21 protein-coding genes and 1 tRNA gene are annotated in these 18,601 nt (G+C 69.9%); 16 read left to right on the top strand and 6 right to left on the bottom strand.

From position 1 onward, the window contains the following. Nucleotides 1-72: 72 nt before the first annotated feature. The 3 genes from AB0J88_RS14390 to AB0J88_RS14380 are packed head-to-tail and all read left to right on the top strand — an operon-like array spanning nt 73 to nt 1,330. Nucleotides 73-399: a YbaB/EbfC family nucleoid-associated protein gene (locus tag AB0J88_RS14390; RefSeq protein ID WP_364344930.1), complete on the top strand. Its 327-nt coding sequence runs from the start codon at nt 73-75 to the stop codon at nt 397-399. Next, nucleotides 396-701 carry a hypothetical protein gene (locus AB0J88_RS14385; protein WP_364344933.1) on the top strand — a complete coding sequence of 102 codons (306 nt, stop codon included), beginning with the start codon at nt 396-398 and terminating at the stop codon, nt 699-701. The genes AB0J88_RS14390 and AB0J88_RS14385 overlap by 4 nt, the downstream gene beginning before the upstream one ends. Further along, nucleotides 698-1,330: a hypothetical protein gene (locus AB0J88_RS14380; RefSeq protein ID WP_364344936.1), complete on the top strand. Its 633-nt coding sequence runs from the start codon at nt 698-700 to the stop codon at nt 1,328-1,330. Before AB0J88_RS14385 ends, AB0J88_RS14380 begins: the two co-directional genes overlap by 4 nt. On the opposite strand, the gene AB0J88_RS14375 is transcribed toward AB0J88_RS14380, so the two are convergent. Together AB0J88_RS14375 and folE are read right to left on the bottom strand one after the other, a co-directional pair. Beyond that, nucleotides 1,311-2,543, bottom strand: coding sequence for an FAD-dependent oxidoreductase (locus tag AB0J88_RS14375; protein ID WP_364344939.1), 1,233 nt, complete (start codon nt 2,541-2,543; stop codon nt 1,311-1,313). The two genes, AB0J88_RS14380 and AB0J88_RS14375, sit on opposite strands and share 20 nt — an antisense overlap. A gap of 2 nt (nt 2,544-2,545) precedes the next feature. After that, nucleotides 2,546-3,121, bottom strand: a complete 576-nt coding sequence (gene folE, locus AB0J88_RS14370; protein WP_364346092.1) for a GTP cyclohydrolase I FolE — start codon at nt 3,119-3,121, stop codon at nt 2,546-2,548. A gap of 167 nt (nt 3,122-3,288) precedes the next feature. Between folE and AB0J88_RS14365 the strand changes: the two genes are divergently transcribed. After that, complete coding sequence (locus tag AB0J88_RS14365) at nt 3,289-4,062, top strand: hypothetical protein (protein ID WP_364344942.1); 774 nt, start codon at nt 3,289-3,291, stop codon at nt 4,060-4,062. Here the strand turns inward: AB0J88_RS14365 and AB0J88_RS14360 are convergent. Next, nucleotides 3,958-4,248, bottom strand: a complete 291-nt coding sequence (locus AB0J88_RS14360; RefSeq protein ID WP_364344945.1) for a hypothetical protein — start codon at nt 4,246-4,248, stop codon at nt 3,958-3,960. The genes AB0J88_RS14365 and AB0J88_RS14360 overlap by 105 nt on opposite strands. A gap of 373 nt (nt 4,249-4,621) precedes the next feature. Between AB0J88_RS14360 and ricT the strand changes: the two genes are divergently transcribed. After that, the gene (ricT, locus tag AB0J88_RS14355) at nt 4,622-5,464 is read left to right on the top strand and encodes a regulatory iron-sulfur-containing complex subunit RicT (RefSeq protein ID WP_364344948.1); all 843 of its coding nucleotides are present in this window, start codon (nt 4,622-4,624) and stop codon (nt 5,462-5,464) included. A 7-nt stretch (nt 5,465-5,471) separates the two neighbouring features. Here ricT and AB0J88_RS14350 read toward each other — a convergent pair whose 3' ends face one another. After that, on the bottom strand, nt 5,472-7,169 hold the full coding sequence (locus tag AB0J88_RS14350; protein WP_364346094.1) for a metallophosphoesterase: 1,698 nt from the start codon (nt 7,167-7,169) through the stop codon (nt 5,472-5,474). 169 nt (nt 7,170-7,338) lie between these two features. On the opposite strand from AB0J88_RS14350, the gene AB0J88_RS14345 reads away from it, so the two are divergent. From AB0J88_RS14345 to AB0J88_RS14315, 7 genes are all read left to right on the top strand, one after another. Next, a tRNA-Thr gene (locus AB0J88_RS14345) sits at nt 7,339-7,415 on the top strand. Nucleotides 7,416-7,456: 41 nt separating this feature from the next. Further along, nucleotides 7,457-7,921, top strand: coding sequence for an Hsp20/alpha crystallin family protein (locus AB0J88_RS14340; RefSeq protein ID WP_364344951.1), 465 nt, complete (start codon nt 7,457-7,459; stop codon nt 7,919-7,921). 14 nt (nt 7,922-7,935) lie between these two features. Further along, nucleotides 7,936-8,469: a type 1 glutamine amidotransferase domain-containing protein gene (locus AB0J88_RS14335; RefSeq protein ID WP_364344954.1), complete on the top strand. Its 534-nt coding sequence runs from the start codon at nt 7,936-7,938 to the stop codon at nt 8,467-8,469. Nucleotides 8,470-8,580: 111 nt separating this feature from the next. Then, on the top strand, nt 8,581-10,188 hold the full coding sequence (locus tag AB0J88_RS14330) for an MDR family MFS transporter (protein WP_364344957.1): 1,608 nt from the start codon (nt 8,581-8,583) through the stop codon (nt 10,186-10,188). 39 nt (nt 10,189-10,227) lie between these two features. Next, complete coding sequence (locus AB0J88_RS14325; RefSeq protein ID WP_364344960.1) at nt 10,228-11,847, top strand: fatty acid--CoA ligase; 1,620 nt, start codon at nt 10,228-10,230, stop codon at nt 11,845-11,847. Between the two features lie 38 nt (nt 11,848-11,885). After that, nucleotides 11,886-12,170 carry a type II toxin-antitoxin system prevent-host-death family antitoxin gene (locus tag AB0J88_RS14320; protein WP_364344963.1) on the top strand — a complete coding sequence of 95 codons (285 nt, stop codon included), beginning with the start codon at nt 11,886-11,888 and terminating at the stop codon, nt 12,168-12,170. Beyond that, nucleotides 12,167-12,556 (top strand): type II toxin-antitoxin system VapC family toxin, encoded by a 390-nt coding sequence (locus AB0J88_RS14315; RefSeq protein ID WP_364344966.1) that lies wholly within the window; start codon nt 12,167-12,169, stop codon nt 12,554-12,556. Before AB0J88_RS14320 ends, AB0J88_RS14315 begins: the two co-directional genes overlap by 4 nt. Before the next feature lie 4 nt (nt 12,557-12,560). Here AB0J88_RS14315 and AB0J88_RS14310 read toward each other — a convergent pair whose 3' ends face one another. Continuing rightward, nucleotides 12,561-13,532, bottom strand: coding sequence for a Ku protein (locus AB0J88_RS14310; RefSeq protein ID WP_364344969.1), 972 nt, complete (start codon nt 13,530-13,532; stop codon nt 12,561-12,563). Nucleotides 13,533-13,780: 248 nt separating this feature from the next. Between AB0J88_RS14310 and ligD (AB0J88_RS14305) the strand changes: the two genes are divergently transcribed. Both ligD (AB0J88_RS14305) and ligD (AB0J88_RS14300) read left to right on the top strand, forming a co-directional pair. Then, nucleotides 13,781-14,725: a non-homologous end-joining DNA ligase gene (ligD, locus tag AB0J88_RS14305; RefSeq protein ID WP_364344972.1), complete on the top strand. Its 945-nt coding sequence runs from the start codon at nt 13,781-13,783 to the stop codon at nt 14,723-14,725. Beyond that, nucleotides 14,718-15,686: a non-homologous end-joining DNA ligase gene (gene ligD / locus AB0J88_RS14300; RefSeq protein WP_364344975.1), complete on the top strand. Its 969-nt coding sequence runs from the start codon at nt 14,718-14,720 to the stop codon at nt 15,684-15,686. The genes ligD (AB0J88_RS14305) and ligD (AB0J88_RS14300) overlap by 8 nt, the downstream gene beginning before the upstream one ends. Here ligD (AB0J88_RS14300) and AB0J88_RS14295 read toward each other — a convergent pair. Next, nucleotides 15,683-17,323 carry a DNA repair helicase XPB gene (locus AB0J88_RS14295; protein WP_364344977.1) on the bottom strand — a complete coding sequence of 547 codons (1,641 nt, stop codon included), beginning with the start codon at nt 17,321-17,323 and terminating at the stop codon, nt 15,683-15,685. The two genes, ligD (AB0J88_RS14300) and AB0J88_RS14295, sit on opposite strands and share 4 nt — an antisense overlap. Before the next feature lie 152 nt (nt 17,324-17,475). Here AB0J88_RS14295 and AB0J88_RS14290 point away from each other — a divergent pair, with 152 nt between their 5' ends. Both AB0J88_RS14290 and AB0J88_RS14285 read left to right on the top strand, forming a co-directional pair. Further along, entirely contained in the window at nt 17,476-18,294 is an 819-nt protein-coding gene (locus tag AB0J88_RS14290; RefSeq protein ID WP_364344979.1) for a L,D-transpeptidase family protein, read from the top strand. Between the two features lie 72 nt (nt 18,295-18,366). After that, nucleotides 18,367-18,588 (top strand): hypothetical protein, encoded by a 222-nt coding sequence (locus AB0J88_RS14285; RefSeq protein WP_364344981.1) that lies wholly within the window; start codon nt 18,367-18,369, stop codon nt 18,586-18,588. The last annotated feature ends 13 nt before the right edge of the window (nt 18,589-18,601 follow it).

Here is an 18,601-nt window from a genome sequence, read left to right as displayed (position 1 = left end):
TCTTACAGCGGTACGGTTCGATGCCTGGACGACGTGTGGTGGTGGTCGCGACACCGTCGGTGAGGGAGCCGAATGCCGCGAGAGATCGACGAAGCCTGGGTCGAAGAGGCGATCGCACGCTACCGCCGCATCGAGTCACTGCGTGCCGAGTTCGACCGGGCGGTGCGCGCGACAGAGGTGACGGTCCGCTCGCCCGACGGCCTGGTCGAGGTGGTGGTGACCGCGGCAGGGGAGGTGACGTCGGTGCGCGTGGTGGGCAGCCTGCAAGGCCGCGGCAACCGCGACATCTCGGTGTCGCTGACCAGCACGATCGCGGCGGCGGCCGATGCGGCCAGATGGGCGCGCGACAAACTGCGCGCCGAGACCTTCGGCGACTACCCGGCGATGGGGGAGCTGTGACGTCACCCCTCGGCCCCGCCGCGGCGCGCCTCGACGACCTGGCCGTCCACCTTGGCGGGTGGTCCACGGCAGCGGACCCCGGCCCGGGGGCCTTCGGCGGCGATCTGCCGGGCCGGCTGGGCGAGCTCGGTCGCGAGCTCCACGGCCGCTGGTCGGCGGCGCTGTCCGACCGGGGCGACACGGCCGCCACGCTCGCCGCCCGCCTCACCGACACGGCGGCCACCCTGCGCACCGCGAGGGGCGGCTACGCCGACACCGAAGGCGACGCGGCCCGCCGCACCACCCAGGCGGGCGAGCCATGAGCGATGCCCTCGATCACCTCACTCGGCCGGCCGGTCACCTCTTGGCGCGGGTCGACGACCTGTTGACCCGGTTCGGTGCGGCCGACGACGACCCCGTCTGGCCGCTGCTGCGGCGCGTGCGGGCGTTGCCGGGTGAGGCCGTGGCCGCTCTGGTGTCGACGCTCCGGGCGGAGCCGATCGCGGAGGCCGGCGCGGCCGTGCGCGCCCGCACGACGACCTATGACGAGGCTCGGGTGGCGGTGAGCGCCCCGGTGGCCTGGGAGGGACCGGCCGGAGACGCGTTCAGTGCGCACGCGGCGCGGCTGGCCGCCGACCTGACCGCCGCCACCGATGCGCTGGGTGCGACGGCCCGGCTGGCCGACGAGGTCGCCGACTGGGTGGCGCGCACGCGGGCGAGCCTGGCCGCGGTGCTGGCCGACGTGCTCACCTCGGGCGAGGCGGTCGCGGTCGTCCTCGGCACCAGCGATGCCTCCCGCGCCGCGGTCACGATCGCCACGCGGGTGCTGACCGCGCTCGATGCGGCCGGCGCCGACGCGGAGACGATCTCACATCCGCTCGACGGCCACCGCTCGGCGGTCGAGGGGTCGCCGCCGGCGAGCTACGAGCGCATCACCCGGCTGAGCTGCTGAGCGACTCCAGCGGAGCCAGCGGGTCGGCCAGGCGGGCCTGGTCGACGACGGCGCGGGAGCGGATCAGCTCCTGGATCGGCCTCGTGACGTCCCAGACGTTGACGTTCATGCCGGCCAGAACCCGGCCGCCGGCCAGCCAGAAGGCGATGAACTCGCCCGAGGCCGGGTCGCCGCGGAAGACGACCTGGTCATAGCCGTCCGGTTCGACGTAGCCGGTGTACTCCATGCCCAGCTCGTACTGGTCGGTGTAGAAGTACGGCAGCCGGTCGTAGGACACCTCCTGGCCGAGCATCGCGCGGGCGGCCGTCTGCGGCTGGTTGAGCGCGTTGGCCCAGTGCTCGACGCGGATGCGGCGACCGAGGAACGGGTGGTACGCGTTGGCGACGTCACCCGCCGCGTAGACGTCAGCAGCCGACGTGCTCAGGTGCTCGTCGGTGACGACGCCGTTGTCGACGGTCAGCCCCGCCGCGGTGGCCAGGTCGGTGTTGGGCGCGACGCCGACACCGACGATGACCGCGTCGGCCGGGATGCGGCTTCCGTCGGCGAGGAGCACTCCGTCGACCGTGCCCGCGTTGCCGGTGAGCTCGGCGATCCGCACGTTCGGCCGCAGGTCGACGCCGTGCCGGCGATGCAGGTCGGCGAACACCTGGGCGACCTCGCGGCCGAGCACCCGCAGCAGCGGCAGGTCCGCGGCCTCCAGCACGGTGACGTGCGCCCCGGCGGCCACGGCGGCGGCAGCCGTCTCCAGGCCGATCCAGCCCGCACCGATCACCACCACCCGCGCGCCCGGCCGGAAGGCGTCCTTGAGCCGGTCGCTCTCGTGGGCCTGCCGCAGGTAGTGCACGCCGGCCAGGTCGGCGCCGGGCACCTCGAGCGTGCGCGGCGCGGACCCGGTGGTCAGCAGCAGCTTCGCGTAGTCGAGCCGGCTCCCGTCGGCCATGGTCACCCGGTGCGCGGCGGGGTCGACGGCGGTGACCCGGGTGCCGAGTCGCAGGTCGACGTCGTGCTCGGCGTACCACTGCGGGGTGTGGACGTAGATCTTCTCGCGCTCGTCCTTGCCCAGCAGATAGCCCTTGGACAGCGGCGGCCGTTCGTAGGGCCGCTCGCGCTCGTCACCGATCAGGACGACCGGGCCGGTGAAGCCCTCCTCGCGCAAGGTCTCCGCGGCCTTCGCGCCGCCTAGCCCGGCTCCGACGATCACGTGCGCGTTCATGGTCACTGCCTTCCGGTGAGAGCGAAGAACTCGGCCCGGGTGCGGGGGTCGTCGCGAAGCACGCCGAGCAGAGTGGAGGTGATGGTCGACGAGCCGTCGGCGCGTACGCCGCGCAGGGTCATGCAGGTGTGCTCGGCCTCGATAACCACGCCGACGCCCTTGGGGGCGAGCTGGGTCTGGAGCCAGTCGGCGATCTGCTTGGTCAGGCGTTCCTGCACCTGCGGCCGGTAGGCGAAGTGCTCGACCACCCGGGCCAGTTTGGACAGTCCGAGGATCCGCTGGCCGGGCAGGTAGCCGACGTGCGCTGTGCCGACGAACGGCAGCAGGTGGTGCTCGCAGACCGACCGCACCGGGATGGCGCGGGCCAGGACGAGCTCGTCGTAGCCCTCGTCGTTGGGGAACGTGGTCAGGTCGAAGGGCCGAGGGCTGAACAGCTCGGCGTACGCGTGGGCCATCCGCCTGGGTGTGTTCCGCATGCTCTCGGTGTCGGTGCGCACCCCGAGAGCGCGCAGGAAATGGCCGGCGGCCGCTTCGGCGGCTTCGAGGTCGATGCCCTCGGACTCGTGCACGACGCGCAGCGGGGTCGGGGTTCGTCCGTTCCGGCGGGCAGCGCGCTCGTCCAGCCGCTGCGGTTCGATCGACACGGTATTCCTCCCTCGGGTTTCACCAATAAGTATTGGCGTAATTCCCGAAGCAGGTCAAGTGAACAAGTTCTACCAGTCGATTTTTGCGTTATGGTGGAGGGGTGACGCCCATCGAGGACCTCGCGGTGCTCGCCGACGAGCAGCGCCGGACGATGTTCGCCTTCATCCGCCGCGTGCGCCGGCCCGTCACGCGCGAGGAGGCCGCCGCCGACGCCGGCATCTCGACCAAGCTGGCGGCCTTCCACCTCGACAAGCTCGTCGCGGCCGGCCTGTTGCGGGCGAGCCACGAGAGCCCCGGCGGCGTGCGGAAGGTCGGCCGCAGACCGAAGGTCTACGAGCTGACCGAGGTCGACATCCGGGTCAACATCCCGGAGCGCCGGCCTGACCTGATCGCCGAGATCCTGCTCGACGCCGTGCTCACGCAGCGACCCGGCGAAGATTCCCGAGCCGCGGCTGTGCGCGTCGCACGCGAGCGCGGTGAGTCGCTCGGCGTCGCCGAACGCGCCCGCACCCGTCCCGGCCGGCTCGGCCCCGAACGATCGCTGACGCTGAGCGAGGCGATGCTGGAGCGCACGGGCTTCGAGCCGGACCGCACCGCGCCGATTATTGGGTTGCGGCTGCTCAACTGCCCCTTTCATCAGCTGGTCGAGCGCTCGACCGAGCTGGTGTGCGGGATCAACCACGCGTACCTGTGCGGCTTCCTCGCCGGCCTGGAGACCAACGGCATCGAGGCGGTGCTGGCGCCCGCGCCCGGGCAGTGCTGCGTGGAGCTACGCACGCCGCGCGCGGCCCAGGTGCGCGAGCGCGCCGATGATGGTGGCGTTGACCAGGGTGCCGACGGCGACCCCGATGAACGGGACCGTGGCCAGCAGTGACACGGGCGCCGTGAGGATCAGCATGTAGATCGCGGCGAACGAGGCGTCCGGGCGGGTGACCGACCGGTCGATCAGGTAGACGGCCACCGCGATGGCGACCAGCAGCAGGTAGATCCGGCTCGGCCAGTTGTCGATCGGGAAGCGGAGCCAGGACCGCACGTGGGAGCGCGCTGGAGCGTCGGTCATCGATGCATTGTGCCCCGGGTGAGCAATCCTCGGAAATGGCGACGGCGTCGCGCTCGGGAGCATCCGCTCCGGCTGCGACGCCGTGGCCTTTTCCTGCACCCCCCGCAGGCTTGGTGCGTTCACTCAACGCCAACCGGTCGAGCTTGTCCCGCGATCGGCGACGGTTTCAACCGTCTGGTGACCGACATCGATACGAATCGGGGGCCGGCACGACCCGAGTGTGCCGACCCCCGAAGCCTGATCGCACCCGAGCCAACGACGGCCCTTCGGTGGGGTTGCGGCAACACCGGATGTCCCATTCGTACGGTCAATGCGATTCGTCCAAAAGTCGCATGGTCGTGTACGCCACACCGGCCGACGTATGGTGACGGCTATGGGCATGTTGTGCGCGGTCAGTTTCAACCGTTACGGCCGCCTGTACTACCTCGACCCGGTCGACCTCACTCCGGTGGTCGGCGACCGGGTGCTCGTGCCGACCGAGGACGGGCCTGAGGTGGCGGAGTGCGTCTGGGCCGCGCAGTGGGTCGACGACGACACGTCGGGCTTCCCGAAGCTGGCCGGCATGGCCACCGACGCCGACCTCGCGCGCGACGAGACCCAGCGCAAACGCAAGGCCGAGGCGAAGGCGGCGGCGAAGAAGCTGATCCGCGAACACAGCCTGCCGATGAAGGTCGTCGCGGTCGACCACGTGCTCGACGCGTCCGGCGCCAGCGCCCGCACGACGATCTACTTCACCGCGCCGCACCGGGTCGACTTCCGCTCGCTGGTCCGCGACCTCGGCGCGACGCTGCACTGCCGGGTCGAGCTGCGCCAGCTGTCGGCCCGCGACTCGGCGCGGGTGCAGGGCGGCATCGGCTCGTGCGGCCGAGACCTGTGCTGCGCCACGTTCCTCACCGACTTCGAGCCGGTGACGATCCGGATGGCCAAGGACCAGGACCTGCCGCTGAACCCACTACGCATCTCAGGCGCGTGCGGACGTCTCATGTGCTGCCTGAAATACGAGCACCCGCTGTACCAGAGCTTCCAGTCGAGCGCGCCCGCCGTCGGCTCGCGCGTGACGACCCCGGAGGGCGACGGCCGGGTGGTGGCCCACAGCGTCCCGCGCGACTCGGTCGTGGTCCGCCTCGACGCCGACGGCTCCCGCTGCTCATGCAGCCGAGCCAGCGTCTGCGGGCCGCGCAAGGCACACGACGAGGCGTACGCCCCGAGCAACTGAAACGCGGTCAGCGCAGCGTGAAGGGGGCGTCCGCCGCGCGGTAGACGAGTGACTGGGCCGGCTCCAGCCATGGGCGTTCGTCGGGGGCTGACGGGTTCGGGCGCCACTCGCGGCAGATGCGGTCGACCGCTACCGGATAGACCGTGAGGGCTCCGTCGGACGAGATGTGGAGCCGCAGGAAGCTCTTCACGTCGTCGATGCCCTGGCCCGCGTACAACTCGTTGATGTTGACCCCGAAGCGGCCCGCGATCAGCAGATAGAGCGCGACCAGTTGGGATCCGGCCAGGCCGGCCAGCGGGCCGTAGACGGCGATCGCGATCAGGAGCGAGAACGGCCACGGCCAGTCCGGGAACGGGGTCATCAGCCAGAGCCAGGTGCCGAGGGCGGCCAGGGCGATCTGCGCCAGTCCGTTGCCGGTGCCCAGGAACCAGTGCCGTAGCGAGCGCTTGCCGACCGCGGTCGGTGGCTTGGCGAAGAACGCCGCGCCGAGGAGGGTGAGCACCAGCATCGTGACCAGCGGGATGCTGAACAGCCGCAAGCCGGTCTCGTTGCGTTGCTGCGTCGCGATGCCCGCCATCGACAGCATAAGCAGCGTCTGGAGCCCGCCGATCAGCGTCGCGAATCCCGCGTTGCGGGTCGGCAGCCGGCCGAACACGCCCCAGGCGAGCCGGCGCGACGTTGGTTTGTCCGGGTACGTCGCGGCGAGCTGGTACGGCCGGGACTGGCTCGACCGGCGTGACAGCGTGTCCGGCGGCGGCACGACGACCTCGCTGGGCAGCTCGTGGGTCGGGTAGAGGTAGGCGCCGCCGCCGCCGCACGTCACGAGCTCGCGGTCGACACCGCTGTAGCGGGCGTAGTGGTGCAGGTCGCCGGAGAGCATCAGCCGCACCCGCGCGCCGGTCGGCGCGATGATCGTGCGGATGAAGTAGTCGACCGCGTCGTACGCCTCGGGGCTCTTCTCGAGTGCGGCCTTGACCCACGACGGCTCGGGCACCGCCAAAATGATCTTGTCCTCCGGGTCGAACTCGCGGGCCGCCGCCTCGAAATAGTTGAGCTGCGGGTCGTCGACGTACGCGCCGAACTGCTCGTCGAGCGCCAGCAGCCACCAGCCGGCCGGCAGTTTCACCGCGAAGTAAGACCGGGACTGCTTGGTGCGCCAGCCGCCGAGCGAGGCGTCCCGCTGCCGGGCGAACAGCCGCAGGAACGCGGTCAGGCCGTCGTACCAGTCGTGGTTGCCGGGCACCGCGTAGAGCGTCGGCTGCGGCGCCGCTGAAGGCGGGCAGGGCATGGCCGCCGTGTACGGGCCTTTGCACCGGTCTTCGTAGTCCGGCGCGCTCGCCGTCGGGTAGACCTGGTCGCCGCCCATCACCAGCACCTGGCCGCGGGGCAGGCTCTGGCCGTCCAGCTCGAGCTCGGGCTGAGCGAGCAGGTAGGCGATCGAGTAGGTGGAGTTGAACCCGTCGCCCAGGTCGGCGACGTAGTCGAGCCACAGCTCGCCGTCGGTGCCGGGCTCCTGGATGACGTCGCCCGGCAGCGAGTTCTGCAGCTCGCGTTTATCGAGGTAGGCGCCGAACAGGATGGCCAGCAGCGCGCGCACTCCGGTGCTGAGCAACAGCAGCGGCGCGAGCCACGGCACGGGAGGGCGGGGCTTGAAGCCGAGCTCGATCGGATTCATGGTCCGCGGGCGGGGGCGCCGGGTGGCCATGGCCTCGGCCTGCGGGATGCGCCGGGCGGGGGGCGACACGGTGGCATCATCCGTCACGTGCGGAGCCTAGCGGCGACGCGACCGCCACGGACAGCCGTCGATCGGGAGTCTGGCCGGTGGCGTGACACCTGTGACCGTGCCGTATGCTTGGCGGGCCGCATGACGGCACGCCGCCTTAGCTCAGTTGGCCAGAGCGACGCACTCGTAATGCGTAGGTCGACGGTTCGATTCCGTCAGGCGGCTCCACCTCAGGTTTCGCCCTCCCGGCTCCGGGTAGCGGCATTCGTATGAACAGTCCGGAACGTCGCTGGGATCCATTCGCCGAACTTCAGTCGCTGCGGGCTGAGCTCGGTCGGCTCGTGGGCTCCGGCTTCGGCCGCGGTGCGCTGCACGACGTCGACCTCGACCAGACCGACGAGGCGTTCACCGTCACGGCCCGGCTGCCGGGTGTCGCGCCGGAGGAGGTCGCGCTCGACGTCGACGTCCGGGAGATCGTCGTGCGGGCGCGCACCACGCCGGAAGGTCGGATGAGCAAGGCCTTCGAGTACCGCGTCGCGTTGCCGGCGGACGTCGACCCCGATCGCGTGGACGCGACGATGGACCACGGCCTGTTGACGGTCACCCTGCCCCGGGTGGTCCGCGCGGGTCGCCGCACGATCACCCTCGGCGCCGGCGGAGCGCTCACGGGCCGGCCGCCGTCGCCCGACGACCCGGACGCCGCTCGGGAGATGCACAGCCCTGATCCCACCTGAGGAGGACCGCGAGCATGCGACTAGATGGCAAGCGAATAGCCTTCCTGGCCACCGATGGCGTCGAGGAGGCCGAGTACGTCGAGCCCCGGGACGCGGTCGAGAATGCCGGCGGCACCGCGGAGCTTGTCTCGATCAAGACGGGCTCGATCCAGTCGATGGACCACACGGAGAAATCGAAGACCTACCCGGTCGACCGCACGGTGGCCGAGGCGGACCCAGGACAGTACGACGCCCTGGTGCTGCCCGGCGGCGTGCAGAACCCCGACAAACTCCGCATGGACGACGGCGCGGTCGCGTTCGTCAAGGCGTTCGCCGAGGCGGGCAAGCCGATCGCCGTGATCTGTCACGGCCCGTGGACGCTGGTCGAGGCCGACGTCGTGCGGGGCCGGACCCTCACCTCGTTCCCGAGCGTCCGCACCGACCTGGTCAACGCGGGTGCCACCTGGGTCGACGAGGAGGTGCACGTCGACGGCAACCTGATCTCCAGCCGGAACCCGGACGACATCCCCGCCTTCAACAAGACGATCGTGGAGCGCTTCGCCGGCTGACCCGCACCAACCGTCCCACCAGCCCCCTGACCCGTCGCGGTCAGGGGGCTGCGCAGTGGTCCGCTGCACATTTGATGGCAGATGCAGGTAACGCCGGAACAGACTTGCGCAATGAGCACCGAAGCCCCCGCCCGCCCCCAGCTGAGCCACAAGCAGATCCTCCTTCTCCTGTCCGGCCTGATGCTCGGCATGTTGCTGGCGGCGCTCGACCAGACGATCGTGGGCACCGCGCTCCCGACGATCGTCGGCGAGCTCGGTGGCATCAACCACTACTCGTGGGTGGTCACCGCGTACCTCCTGGCCTCTACGGCGTCGACACCGCTGTACGGCAAGATCTCCGACCTGATCGGCCGCCGTCCGGTGTTCCTGTTCTCGATCGGCACGTTCCTGGTCGGCTCGCTGCTGGCCGGCCTGTCGCAGAACATGATCGAGCTGATCATCACCCGCGGTATCCAGGGGATCGGTGCCGGTGGTCTGATGACGCTGGCGTTCACGATCATCGGCGACGTGGTCTCGCCTCGGGAGCGCGGCCGCTACCAGGGCCTCTTCGGTGCCACGTTCGGTCTCGCCTCGGTCGCCGGCCCGCTGGTCGGTGGCTACTTCGCCGAGACCAACTGGCGCTGGATCTTCTACATCAACGTCCCGCTGGCGCTCGTCGCGATCGTCGTCGCGTACAAGGTGATGCGGTTGATCCCCTTCACGAAGCGCGAGCACAAGATCGACTGGCTGGGCGCCGGCCTGCTCGTGGTCGGCGTCAGCTCCCTGCTGCTCGCACTGAGCTGGGGCGGCTCCGAGTACGCGTGGGGCTCGGCCACGATCCTCGGCCTGTTCGCGGTCGGCGCGGTGTTCGCGGTGCTGTTCCTGGTGCAGGAAGGCCGGGCGGCCGAGCCGATCCTGCCACTGCACCTGTTCCGCCGGCCGACGTTCGCGCTGGCCAACGGTGCGGGCTTCATCCTCGGCCTGGTGATGTTCGGGTCGATCATCTTCATCCCGCTGTACCTGCAGATCGTCAAGGGCGCGTCGCCGACCAAGAGCGGCCTGCTGATGCTGCCGATGATGGCCGGCATCATCGTGACCTCGGTGCTGGCCGGCCGTGCGATGAGCCGGATCGGCCGCTACAAGTGGTTCCCGGTCGCCGGTTCGGTGCTGCTGGGCATCGGCATCCTGCTGTTCACCCAGCTCCAGGTCGACTCGCCGCTCGGCGTCGCGTTCTGCTTCATGATCGTGATCGGCGTCGGCCTCGGCCTGTCGATGCAGTCGCTGGTGATGGCGGTGCAGAACTCGGTCGAGATGCGGGACCTGGGCGCGGGTACGAGCGCGGCGACGTTCTTCCGCTCGCTCGGCGGCTCGTTCGGCGTGGCGATCCTTGGCTCGATCCTGAGCAGCCGGCTGGCCACGGAGACCGCCTCCCGGGTCCCCGGTGCGATCAGCCAGCTCACCCCCGAGCAGGCGGCGGGCGTCCAGTCGTCGCTCGGCACCGGCAGCATCTCGATCAACGAGCCGTCGAAGATCCTGGCGCTGCCCGACGTCGTACGCAACGCGATCCAGGTGTCGTTCGTCGACTCGCTGCACACGGTCTTCCTGGTGGCCGGCCTGGTCGCGATCATCGCGGTGGTCGTCACGCTGCTGGTGCCGGACAAGGAGTTGCGCGGTGGCCCGGCCGCCAACCAGCCGCCCACGCCGGCCGAGATGGAAGCGCGCGCCGAAACCCTCATCTGACCCGTAGTGGGTTGTGAGCTGCGCCACTAAGTTGTTGGTATGCGCAGCACGATGATGGATGCCCCCCTCCTCGTCTCCCGGATCCTGCGGCACGGTGCGACCGTGCACGGCGCCTCCGAGGTGGTGACCTGGACGGGTGCCGAGCCGAGGCGGATGAGCTACGCCGAGGTCGGCGCGGCGGCGGCCCAACTGGCCCACGCCCTCCGCGACGACCTCGGCGTGACCGGCGACCAGCGGGTCGCCACCTTCCAGTTCAACAACAACGAGCACCTCGTCGCCTACTTCGCGGTGCCGAGCATGGGTGCGGTGCTGCACACCCTCAACATCCGGCTGTTCCCCGACCAGGTGTCCTACATCGCCAACCACGCGCAGGACAGCGTGGTCATCGTCGACTCGGCGCTGATCCCGTTGCTGGCCAAGGTGCTGCCGCAGATGACGACGGTCGAGCACGTGGTGGTGGTCGGCGGTGGCGATCCGGCGCCGCTGGCAGGCAACGTCACCATCCACCACTGGGACGAGTTGCTGGCCGGCAAGCCGACGACCTTCGACTGGCCCGAGGTCGACGAGCGCGACGCGGCCGCCCTCTGCTACACGTCCGGCACGACGGGCAACCCCAAGGGCGTCGCGTACTCGCACCGCTCGATCTGGCTGCACTCGATGGAGGTGTGCATGCCGGAGGCGTTCGGCCTCGCCTCCACCGACCGCGAGCTGGCCATCGTGCCGATGTTCCACGCGATGTCGTGGGGCATCCCGTTCGCCGCGTTCATGTCCGGCGCGTCGCTGATCATGCCGGACCGCTTCCTGCAGGGCGCGCCGATCGCCGAGATGATCGCGGCACTCCAGCCGACCAAGGCCGGCGCGGTGCCGACCATCTGGAACGACGTGCTCGGCCATCTGGCCGCCGGCTCGTCGTTGCGCGAGGCGATCGTGGGCGGCTCCGCCTGCCCGCCGGCTCTGATGGACGCGTACGCCGAGCGCTTCGGCATTCAGATCGTGCACGCCTGGGGCATGACGGAGATGTCGCCCCTGGGCTCGGTATCCCGCCCACCGGCGGGCGCGACGGGCGACGCGTTGCTGGCATACCGCGACAGCCAGGGCCGCTTCCCGGCCGGGGTCGAGGCGAGGATCATCGGCCCGCTGGGCGAACAGGTCCCGGCCGACGGTGAGTCGGTCGGCGAGCTGGAGGTCCGCGGCCCCTGGGTCACGGCCCACTACCTGGGCGAAGACGAGCCGGACCCGGAGAAGTTCCGCGACGGCTGGCTCCGCACGGGCGACGTCGGCACGCTGTCGGCGGACGGCTACCTGGTCCTGACGGACCGGGCGAAAGACGTGATCAAATCCGGCGGCGAGTGGATCTCGTCGGTCGAGCTGGAGAACGTCCTGATGGCCCACCCGGCCGTCCTCGAAGCGTGCGTGGTCGGGGTGCCGGACGAGCGCTGGGACGAACGCCCCCTGGCCACGGTGGTGATCCGCGAGGGCTCGACGGTGACGCCGGACGAGCTGCGCGCCTTCCTGGCCGACCGCGTGCCGAAGTGGCAGCTCCCGGAGCGGTGGAGCTTCATCCAGGAGGTCCCCAAGACCTCGGTGGGCAAGTTCGACAAGAAGCGCGTACGAGCCGACTACGCCGACGGCGCCCTGGAGGTCCACACCCTCGACTGATGACCGCTCGGCCGTGTGCTCGGTGATAACATTTTGGCATGACAATTATGGGCATCCGCGAGGTCACCCGGAACACCTCCAAGGTGATTCACCGAGCCGCGGCCGGCGAGACGGTGGTGATCACTGAGCATGACCGACCGATCGCGATGCTCGTGCCTTTGCCCTCGACCGGCGATCCTGCCGTCGATGAGTTGATCCGTGCTGGTGTGTTGACCCCCGCCAGCAACCCGGGCGGCGTCGCGGCGCTGCTAGCAGTGACACCGGTCGAGGGTGAGGGGGATGCCGGCCAGGCCGTTTCGGACCTGCGCGAGGAGCGGCTGTGATCTACCTCGACAGTTCCGCGATTGTGAAACTGGCCCACCGAGAAGCCGAGACAGACGCGCTGCGGGCCTGGCTCGGAGCAAACCCGCACGCGTTGGTCTCATCGGCCTTGGCGCGGACCGAATCTCATCGAGCGTTGCTGCGCATGAGTGTCCAGGCGATCCCGGTGTTGCGGTCGGTATTGGCCACGATCCACCAACGACCGCTCACCGACGACCTCCTCGACGGGGCGGCTTCGTTGCCGGGCGCCGGGTTGCGTTCGCTGGACGCGTTGCATTTGGCAACCGCTGAGAGCCTGCGCCCAGGCCTGACCTGGTTCGTCACCTACGACAAACGACTTGGCGACGCAGCGCAGGCTCGAGGGTTACCGGTGATTGCGCCGAGCTGATCGGCTAGGCCGACTTGCGGGTCGTCTTCTTCGCCGCGGCCTTCTTCGTGGCTGGCTCGGCCTTCTTGGCTGCTGTCTTCTTCGCCGGGGCTGCCTTCTTGGCCGCCGCAGGCGCCGACTTCCTCGTCGCCTTCTTCGCTGCCGTGATCGGGGTGGCGGGGCGGGCCTCGCCGTCGTCGGTCTCGGCCCGAGCCTCGCCGCGGGCCGCGCGTGCCCGCTCGACCGACGCCTTCAGCGCCGCCATCAGGTCGACCGCCGCCGACGGGGCCTCTTCCTGCTCCTCGGGCTGGACGATCTCGCGGCCCTCGACCTTGGCGTCGATGACCTCCTGGAGCGCGGCCCGGTAGTCGTCGGTGAACGCGTCCGGGACGAAGTCGCCGGCCATCGAGTCGACCAGGGAGCTGGCCATCGCGAGCTCGGGCGGGCGCACTGAGATGTCCTCGTCGAGGAAGCCGAAGTCGGCCTTGCGGATCTCGTCCGGCCACAACATGGTGTTGAGCACCAGCACGCCGTCGCGGACCCGCAGCGTCGCCAGCTGTTCGCGCTGGCGCAGGGCGACCTTGACGATCGCGACCCGCTCCGAGTCGGACAGGGCGTCGCGGAGCAGCACGTAAGGCTTGGTCGCCGTGCCCTCCGGCTCCATGAAGTAGGCCTTGTTGTAGAGGATCGGGTCGACCTGGTCGGCCGGCACGAACTCCAGCACGTCGATGGACCGGGACGTCGAGAGCGGCAGGTCAGCGAAGTCCTCGTCGCTCAGCACGACCATCTCGCCGCCGCCGATGTCGTAGCCCTTGGCGATGTCGTCGTAGGTGACCTCTTCGCCGCAGACCGAGCAGGTGCGCTTGTAGCGGATCCGGCCGCCGTCTTCCCGGTGCACCTGGTGGAACCGGATGTCCTTTTCTTCGGTCGCCGAATAGAGCCGAACCGCGATCGACACCAAGCCGAACGAAACGGCGCCCTTCCAGATCGCCCGCATGACGCTCCCATCGTGCTCGCCGGAAACCCCCGCCGCCGGTCAGCAGCCCAGTCACCGACCATGCTCGCACCGTCGCGGTCCTTCTGACCAGCATGGCGGGCGCTTAAGGCGCTGTTTCACGACAGCGGCGGGCCCGGGTGCCGGGTGGCCGCACGGCAGCTTCATCCGGATACATGCCGGTATCCGGACATAGCTGCCGCGCACCCACAGGCCGACCCAGCCATGAAACAGCGCCTAAGGTAAAGAACGTGCCGGGCGCGCCGATCAAACCGATGCTGGCCACCACGGGTGACCTGCCGTCCGGTGACGGCTGGATTTACGAGTTCAAATGGGACGGCGTGCGCGCCATCGCCGATATATCCCAGGGGCGACGCCGGATTTGGGCCCGTTCCGGTGCGGAGATCACGGCCGCTTATCCGGAGCTGGAAGGGCTCGCCGAAGCCACCGACGACGCGTTGTTCGACGGCGAGGTCGTCGTCTTCGACGCGCACGGTGTGCCGTCGTTCACTCAGCTCGCCGAGCGCATGCACGTACGCGACAAGATCCGTGCTGCCCGGCTCGCGGCCAGCCTCCCGGTCACCTACATGATCTTCGACCTGCTGCGGCTCGACGGTGTCGACCTGACCGGCCGACCCCTGGCCGAGCGGCGGGCCGCGCTCGACGGCCTCGGGCTGGGAGCACCCCGCTGGGCGGTGCCACCCACCTTCACCGACGGCGAGGCGACCCTGGCCGCCGCCGAGGAATACCAGCTCGAGGGCGTCGTCGCCAAGCGGGACGGGTCGATCTACCGCGCGGGCGCGCGTACCCCCGACTGGGTCAAGGTCAAGTTGGAGAGCACCGCCGAGTTCGTGATCGGCGGCTGGCGCCCCGGGGTCCGCAAGATCGGCGGCCTGCTGGTCGGCACGCCCACCGACCGTGGGTTGGCCTTCCGCGGCCGGGTCGGTGGCGGGATCAGCGGAGCCGCCGAGCGCGCCCTGCTCAAGGTCCTCGAACCGCTGGTCACGAAGACCAGCCCGTTCGTCACCGGCGACCAGTCCGTGCCCCGGGAGGATGCTCGCGGCGCAATCTGGGTAAAGCCTGACATCGTGCTAGAAGTGCGATATGGCCAGCGGACCCCCGACGGACGCCTCCGGTTTCCGCGGTACCTCCGGCTGCGCCCAGACCTGACGGCGGAGGACGTGACCGATGGCTAAGCAGCCGGCCCGCATCCGGGTCGACGTCGAAGGGCAGGAGGTGGAGCTGTCCAACCTGGACAAGGTGCTCTACCCCGCCGCCGGGTTCACCAAGGGCGAGGTCATCCACTACTACACCCAGGTCGGCCCGATCCTGCTGCCGCACCTGCGCGACCGGGCGTTGACCCGAATCCGTTTTCCCAACGGCGTCGACGGCCCGTCGTTCTTCGAGAAGAACGCGCCCGCCGGCACGCCCAAGTGGGTGCGCCTGAAGAACCTCCCGACGCCGGGATCGAGCCAGGGGCGGGAGACCATCGACTTCGTGGTCTGCGACGACCTGCCGACCCTGGTGTGGGTGGCCAACATGGCGGGGCTGGAGCTGCACACTCCACAGTGGCGCATCGGTCGGAGCAAGGAGCCCAAGCCCGACCTGCTCGTCGTCGACCTCGACCCCGGCGCCCCGGCCGGGCTCGCCGAATGCGCGGCCGTCGCGGTGCTGCTGCGCGAACGGCTGGCGCAGGACGGCATCGACAGCTACCCGAAGACCTCAGGAAAGAAGGGCATGCAGCTCTGCTGCCCGATCGCCGGCACGCAGAACGCCGAGATCGTCACCGGGTACGCCAAGGTGGTGGCCGAGGAGCTGGAGAAGGCGCACTCGCGCCAGATCACCTCGAAGATGGCGAAGAACCTGCGGCCGGGCAAGGTGTTCATCGACTGGAGCCAGAACAACGCGGCCAAGACCACGGTCGCGCCCTACTCGCTGCGTGCCCAGCCCACGCCGACCGTCTCGACCCCGCTGACCTGGGACGAGGTCGAGGACGGTGCGGTCCGCCAGTTCACGGCCGTCGAGGTGCTCGAACGCGTCGACGAGCTCGGCGACCTGCTGGCCCCGCTGCTGGAGAAGGGACCGCGGGTGCCCAACAGCCCACCCGCGACCGGCCCACGGGTCCCCGAACGCCCGTCGGCCGGTCGCGTCCGTTAGGCGAGCACGTCGTCGGCGTCGACGATGGTGTACGCGTAGCCCTGCTCGGCCAGGAACCGCTGCCGATGTGCCGCGTACTCGGTGTCGATCGTGTCCCGGGACACCACGGTGTAGAAGTGCGCCTGCCGCCCGTCGGACTTCGGCCGCAGCACCCGGCCCAGCCGCTGCGCCTCCTCCTGGCGCGAGCCGAACGTGCCGGACACCTGGATCGCCACCGCCGCCTCGGGCAGGTCGATCGAGAAGTTGCCGACCTTGGAGATGACCAGTGTCGGGATCTCACCTGACCGGAACGCGTCGAAGAGCCGCTCGCGCTCCTTGTTGGTGGTGGCACCCTGCACGATCGGCGCGTCGAGGTAGTCGCCGATCTGGTGCAGCTGCTCGATGTACGCGCCGATCACCAGGATCTGGTCGCCCTTGTGCTTGTCGACCAACGCGCGGACCACGGGCAGCTTGGTGCGCGCCGTCGCCGCCGCGCGGTAGCGCTCGTCGGTCTCCGCCGTCGCGTACGCCATGCGCTCCTCGTCGGTGAGGGTGACCCGCACCTCGGTGCACTCGGCCGGCGCGATCCAGCCCTGCGACTCGATGTCCTTCCACGGCGCGTCGTAGCGCTTCGGGCCGATCAGCGAGAACACGTCGCCCTCACGGCCGTCTTCGCGGACCAGGGTCGCGGTCAACCCGAGCCGGCGGCGGGCCTGGAGGTCGGCGGTGAACCGGAAGATCGGCGCCGGCAGCAGGTGCACCTCGTCGTAGATCACCAGGCCCCAGTCGCGCGCGCCGAACAGGTCGAGGTGGGCGAACTGACCGTTGCGGCGCGTCGTCAGCACCTGGTAGGTCGCGATGGTGACCGGGCGGATCTCCTTGCGCTCGCCCGAGTACTCGCCGATCTCCTCCTCGGTCAGCGACGTGCGGGCGATCAGCTCCCGCTTCCACTGCCGCCCGGCGACCGTGTTGGTGACCAGGATCAGGGTGGTCGCCTTGGCCTCGGCCATCGCCGCGGCGCCGACCAGCGTCTTGCCGGCGCCGCAGGGGAGCACCACCACGCCGGAGCCGCCCGCCCAGAACGACTGGACCGCTTCCTGCTGATATGACCGAAGCTGCCAGCCGTCCTGCGCGAGGTCGATCTCGTGCGCCTCACCGTCGACGTAGCCCGCCAGGTCTTCGGCCGGCCAGCCCAGCTTGAGCAGCGCCTGCTTGAGCCGGCCGCGCTCGGACGGGTGCACGACGATCGTGTCGTCGTCGACCTTGTTGCCGAGCATCCCGGCCAGCTTCTTGCTCTTGGCCACCTCGACCAGCACCACCCGGTCGGTGGCCTGCAACACCAGGCCGTGCGTCGGGTGGTTGACGAGCTGGAGTCGGCCGTAGCGGTCCATCGTCTCGGCGACGTCGACGAGCAGCGAGTGCGGCACCGGGTAGCGCGAGAACTTGATCAGCGCGTCGACCACGCCCTCGGCGTCGTGGCCGGCGGCACGGGCGTTCCAGAGTCCGAGCGGGGTCAGGCGATAGGTGTGTACGTGTTCCGGTGAGCGTTCGAGCTCGGCGAAGGGCGCGATGGCCATCCGGCAGGCGACCGCATCAGGGTGGTCGACCTCGAGCAACAGGGTTTTGTCGGACTGGACGATCAACGGGCCGTCGTTCACGCGGGCACTCCCCGAAAGGTCTGGAAGGCGACCCTCCAGTGTTGCACGAAAGAAATCGCCGGGGGATCCGCAACCTGTGGAGGTTCCGGGACGTCTATGAAACGACGACAGTCCTGGGGAGGGCCTCGATGCACGGTGTGCGCGGATCGACCATGCGTCTCGTTGCTGTTGCTGTCGTCACGGTGGTCGGTGCCGGCGCGTGCACGTTCGCGCCGTCGCAGTCGTCGGCTAAGGGCGGGGGTCCGGTGCCGGTGAGCGCGACGGTCGGAACGGGGGCGAGCGGCCCGCCGGACCCGACTGCCACCCCGTCCACGGCCGCCCCAAAGCCCGACAAAACCCCGCAAAAGCCGAAGGTCAAGCCGAAACCCAAGCCGGTCGGGTGCCCGACGGGTGAGCGTCAGCGCGACGTCGAGACGGCGCTGTCCGACCTCGGCTCGTTCGGCACGATCACCATCGACGGGAAGCAGTCGGAGCAGGACTGCCAGGCGATCAAGCGGTTCCAGCGGCGGTTCGGGATCTCGCCGGCCGAGGGCCGCGCGGGGCCGACCACTGCCGGCGTGGCCAAGCGGCTGGCGGCCACCGACCCGCGCAAATGCAAGGCCGGCAAGGGCCTGACCTTCTGCGTCGACCTGACCAACCAGACGGTGCTGGCGATCCGCGACGGCAAGGTCATCCTCGGGCCGACGGTCACCCGCACCGGCATGTCGGGCGGCTTCCAGACGCCGGCCGGCAACTACAAAGTCAACTTCCGGAACATCAAGGAGTGGTCCGACCCGTACGAGGTGTGGTTGCCCTACTGGCAGCACTTCGTCAACGGGATGGGCTTCCACGAGACGACCACCTACATCCACAACGGCGCGATCGGTTCCCACGGCTGCGTCAACCTGCTGCCCGCCGACGCACGCAAGCTGTGGAGCCTGGGCAAGGTCGGCACCCCGGTCCACGTGTACGGACGGCGCCCCGGCACGTAGGGCGTTGTCCCGTGGATCATGCCGGCCCGCCGCGGGGTGTCGATTTCGGTCGATCGATGTCACTCTTGGTGCATGGCCGTCGATGAACGGGACCCGGCGGTGGTCGAGACCGTGTCCCGGCTGACCGTCGCGTCGTACACGTTGATGGGCCTGGGTCTGATCGCCTGGTTTCTATACGGTTGGCTGGTCCAGCGCCAGGGTTTGATCAACTCGATCGGTGAGACGGCCGGCACCGGATTCGCGGTTCTGCTGCTCATCTCGATCGTCGGGAGCGTGCGGCGCGCCCGCGGTTAGGGCAGCCCTACCC

The sequence above is a fragment of the Asanoa sp. NPDC049475 genome (genome assembly GCF_040676915.1).
Lineage (GTDB): Bacteria > Actinomycetota > Actinomycetes > Mycobacteriales > Micromonosporaceae > Asanoa.
This window is presented reverse-complemented; position numbering and strand designations above follow the sequence as displayed.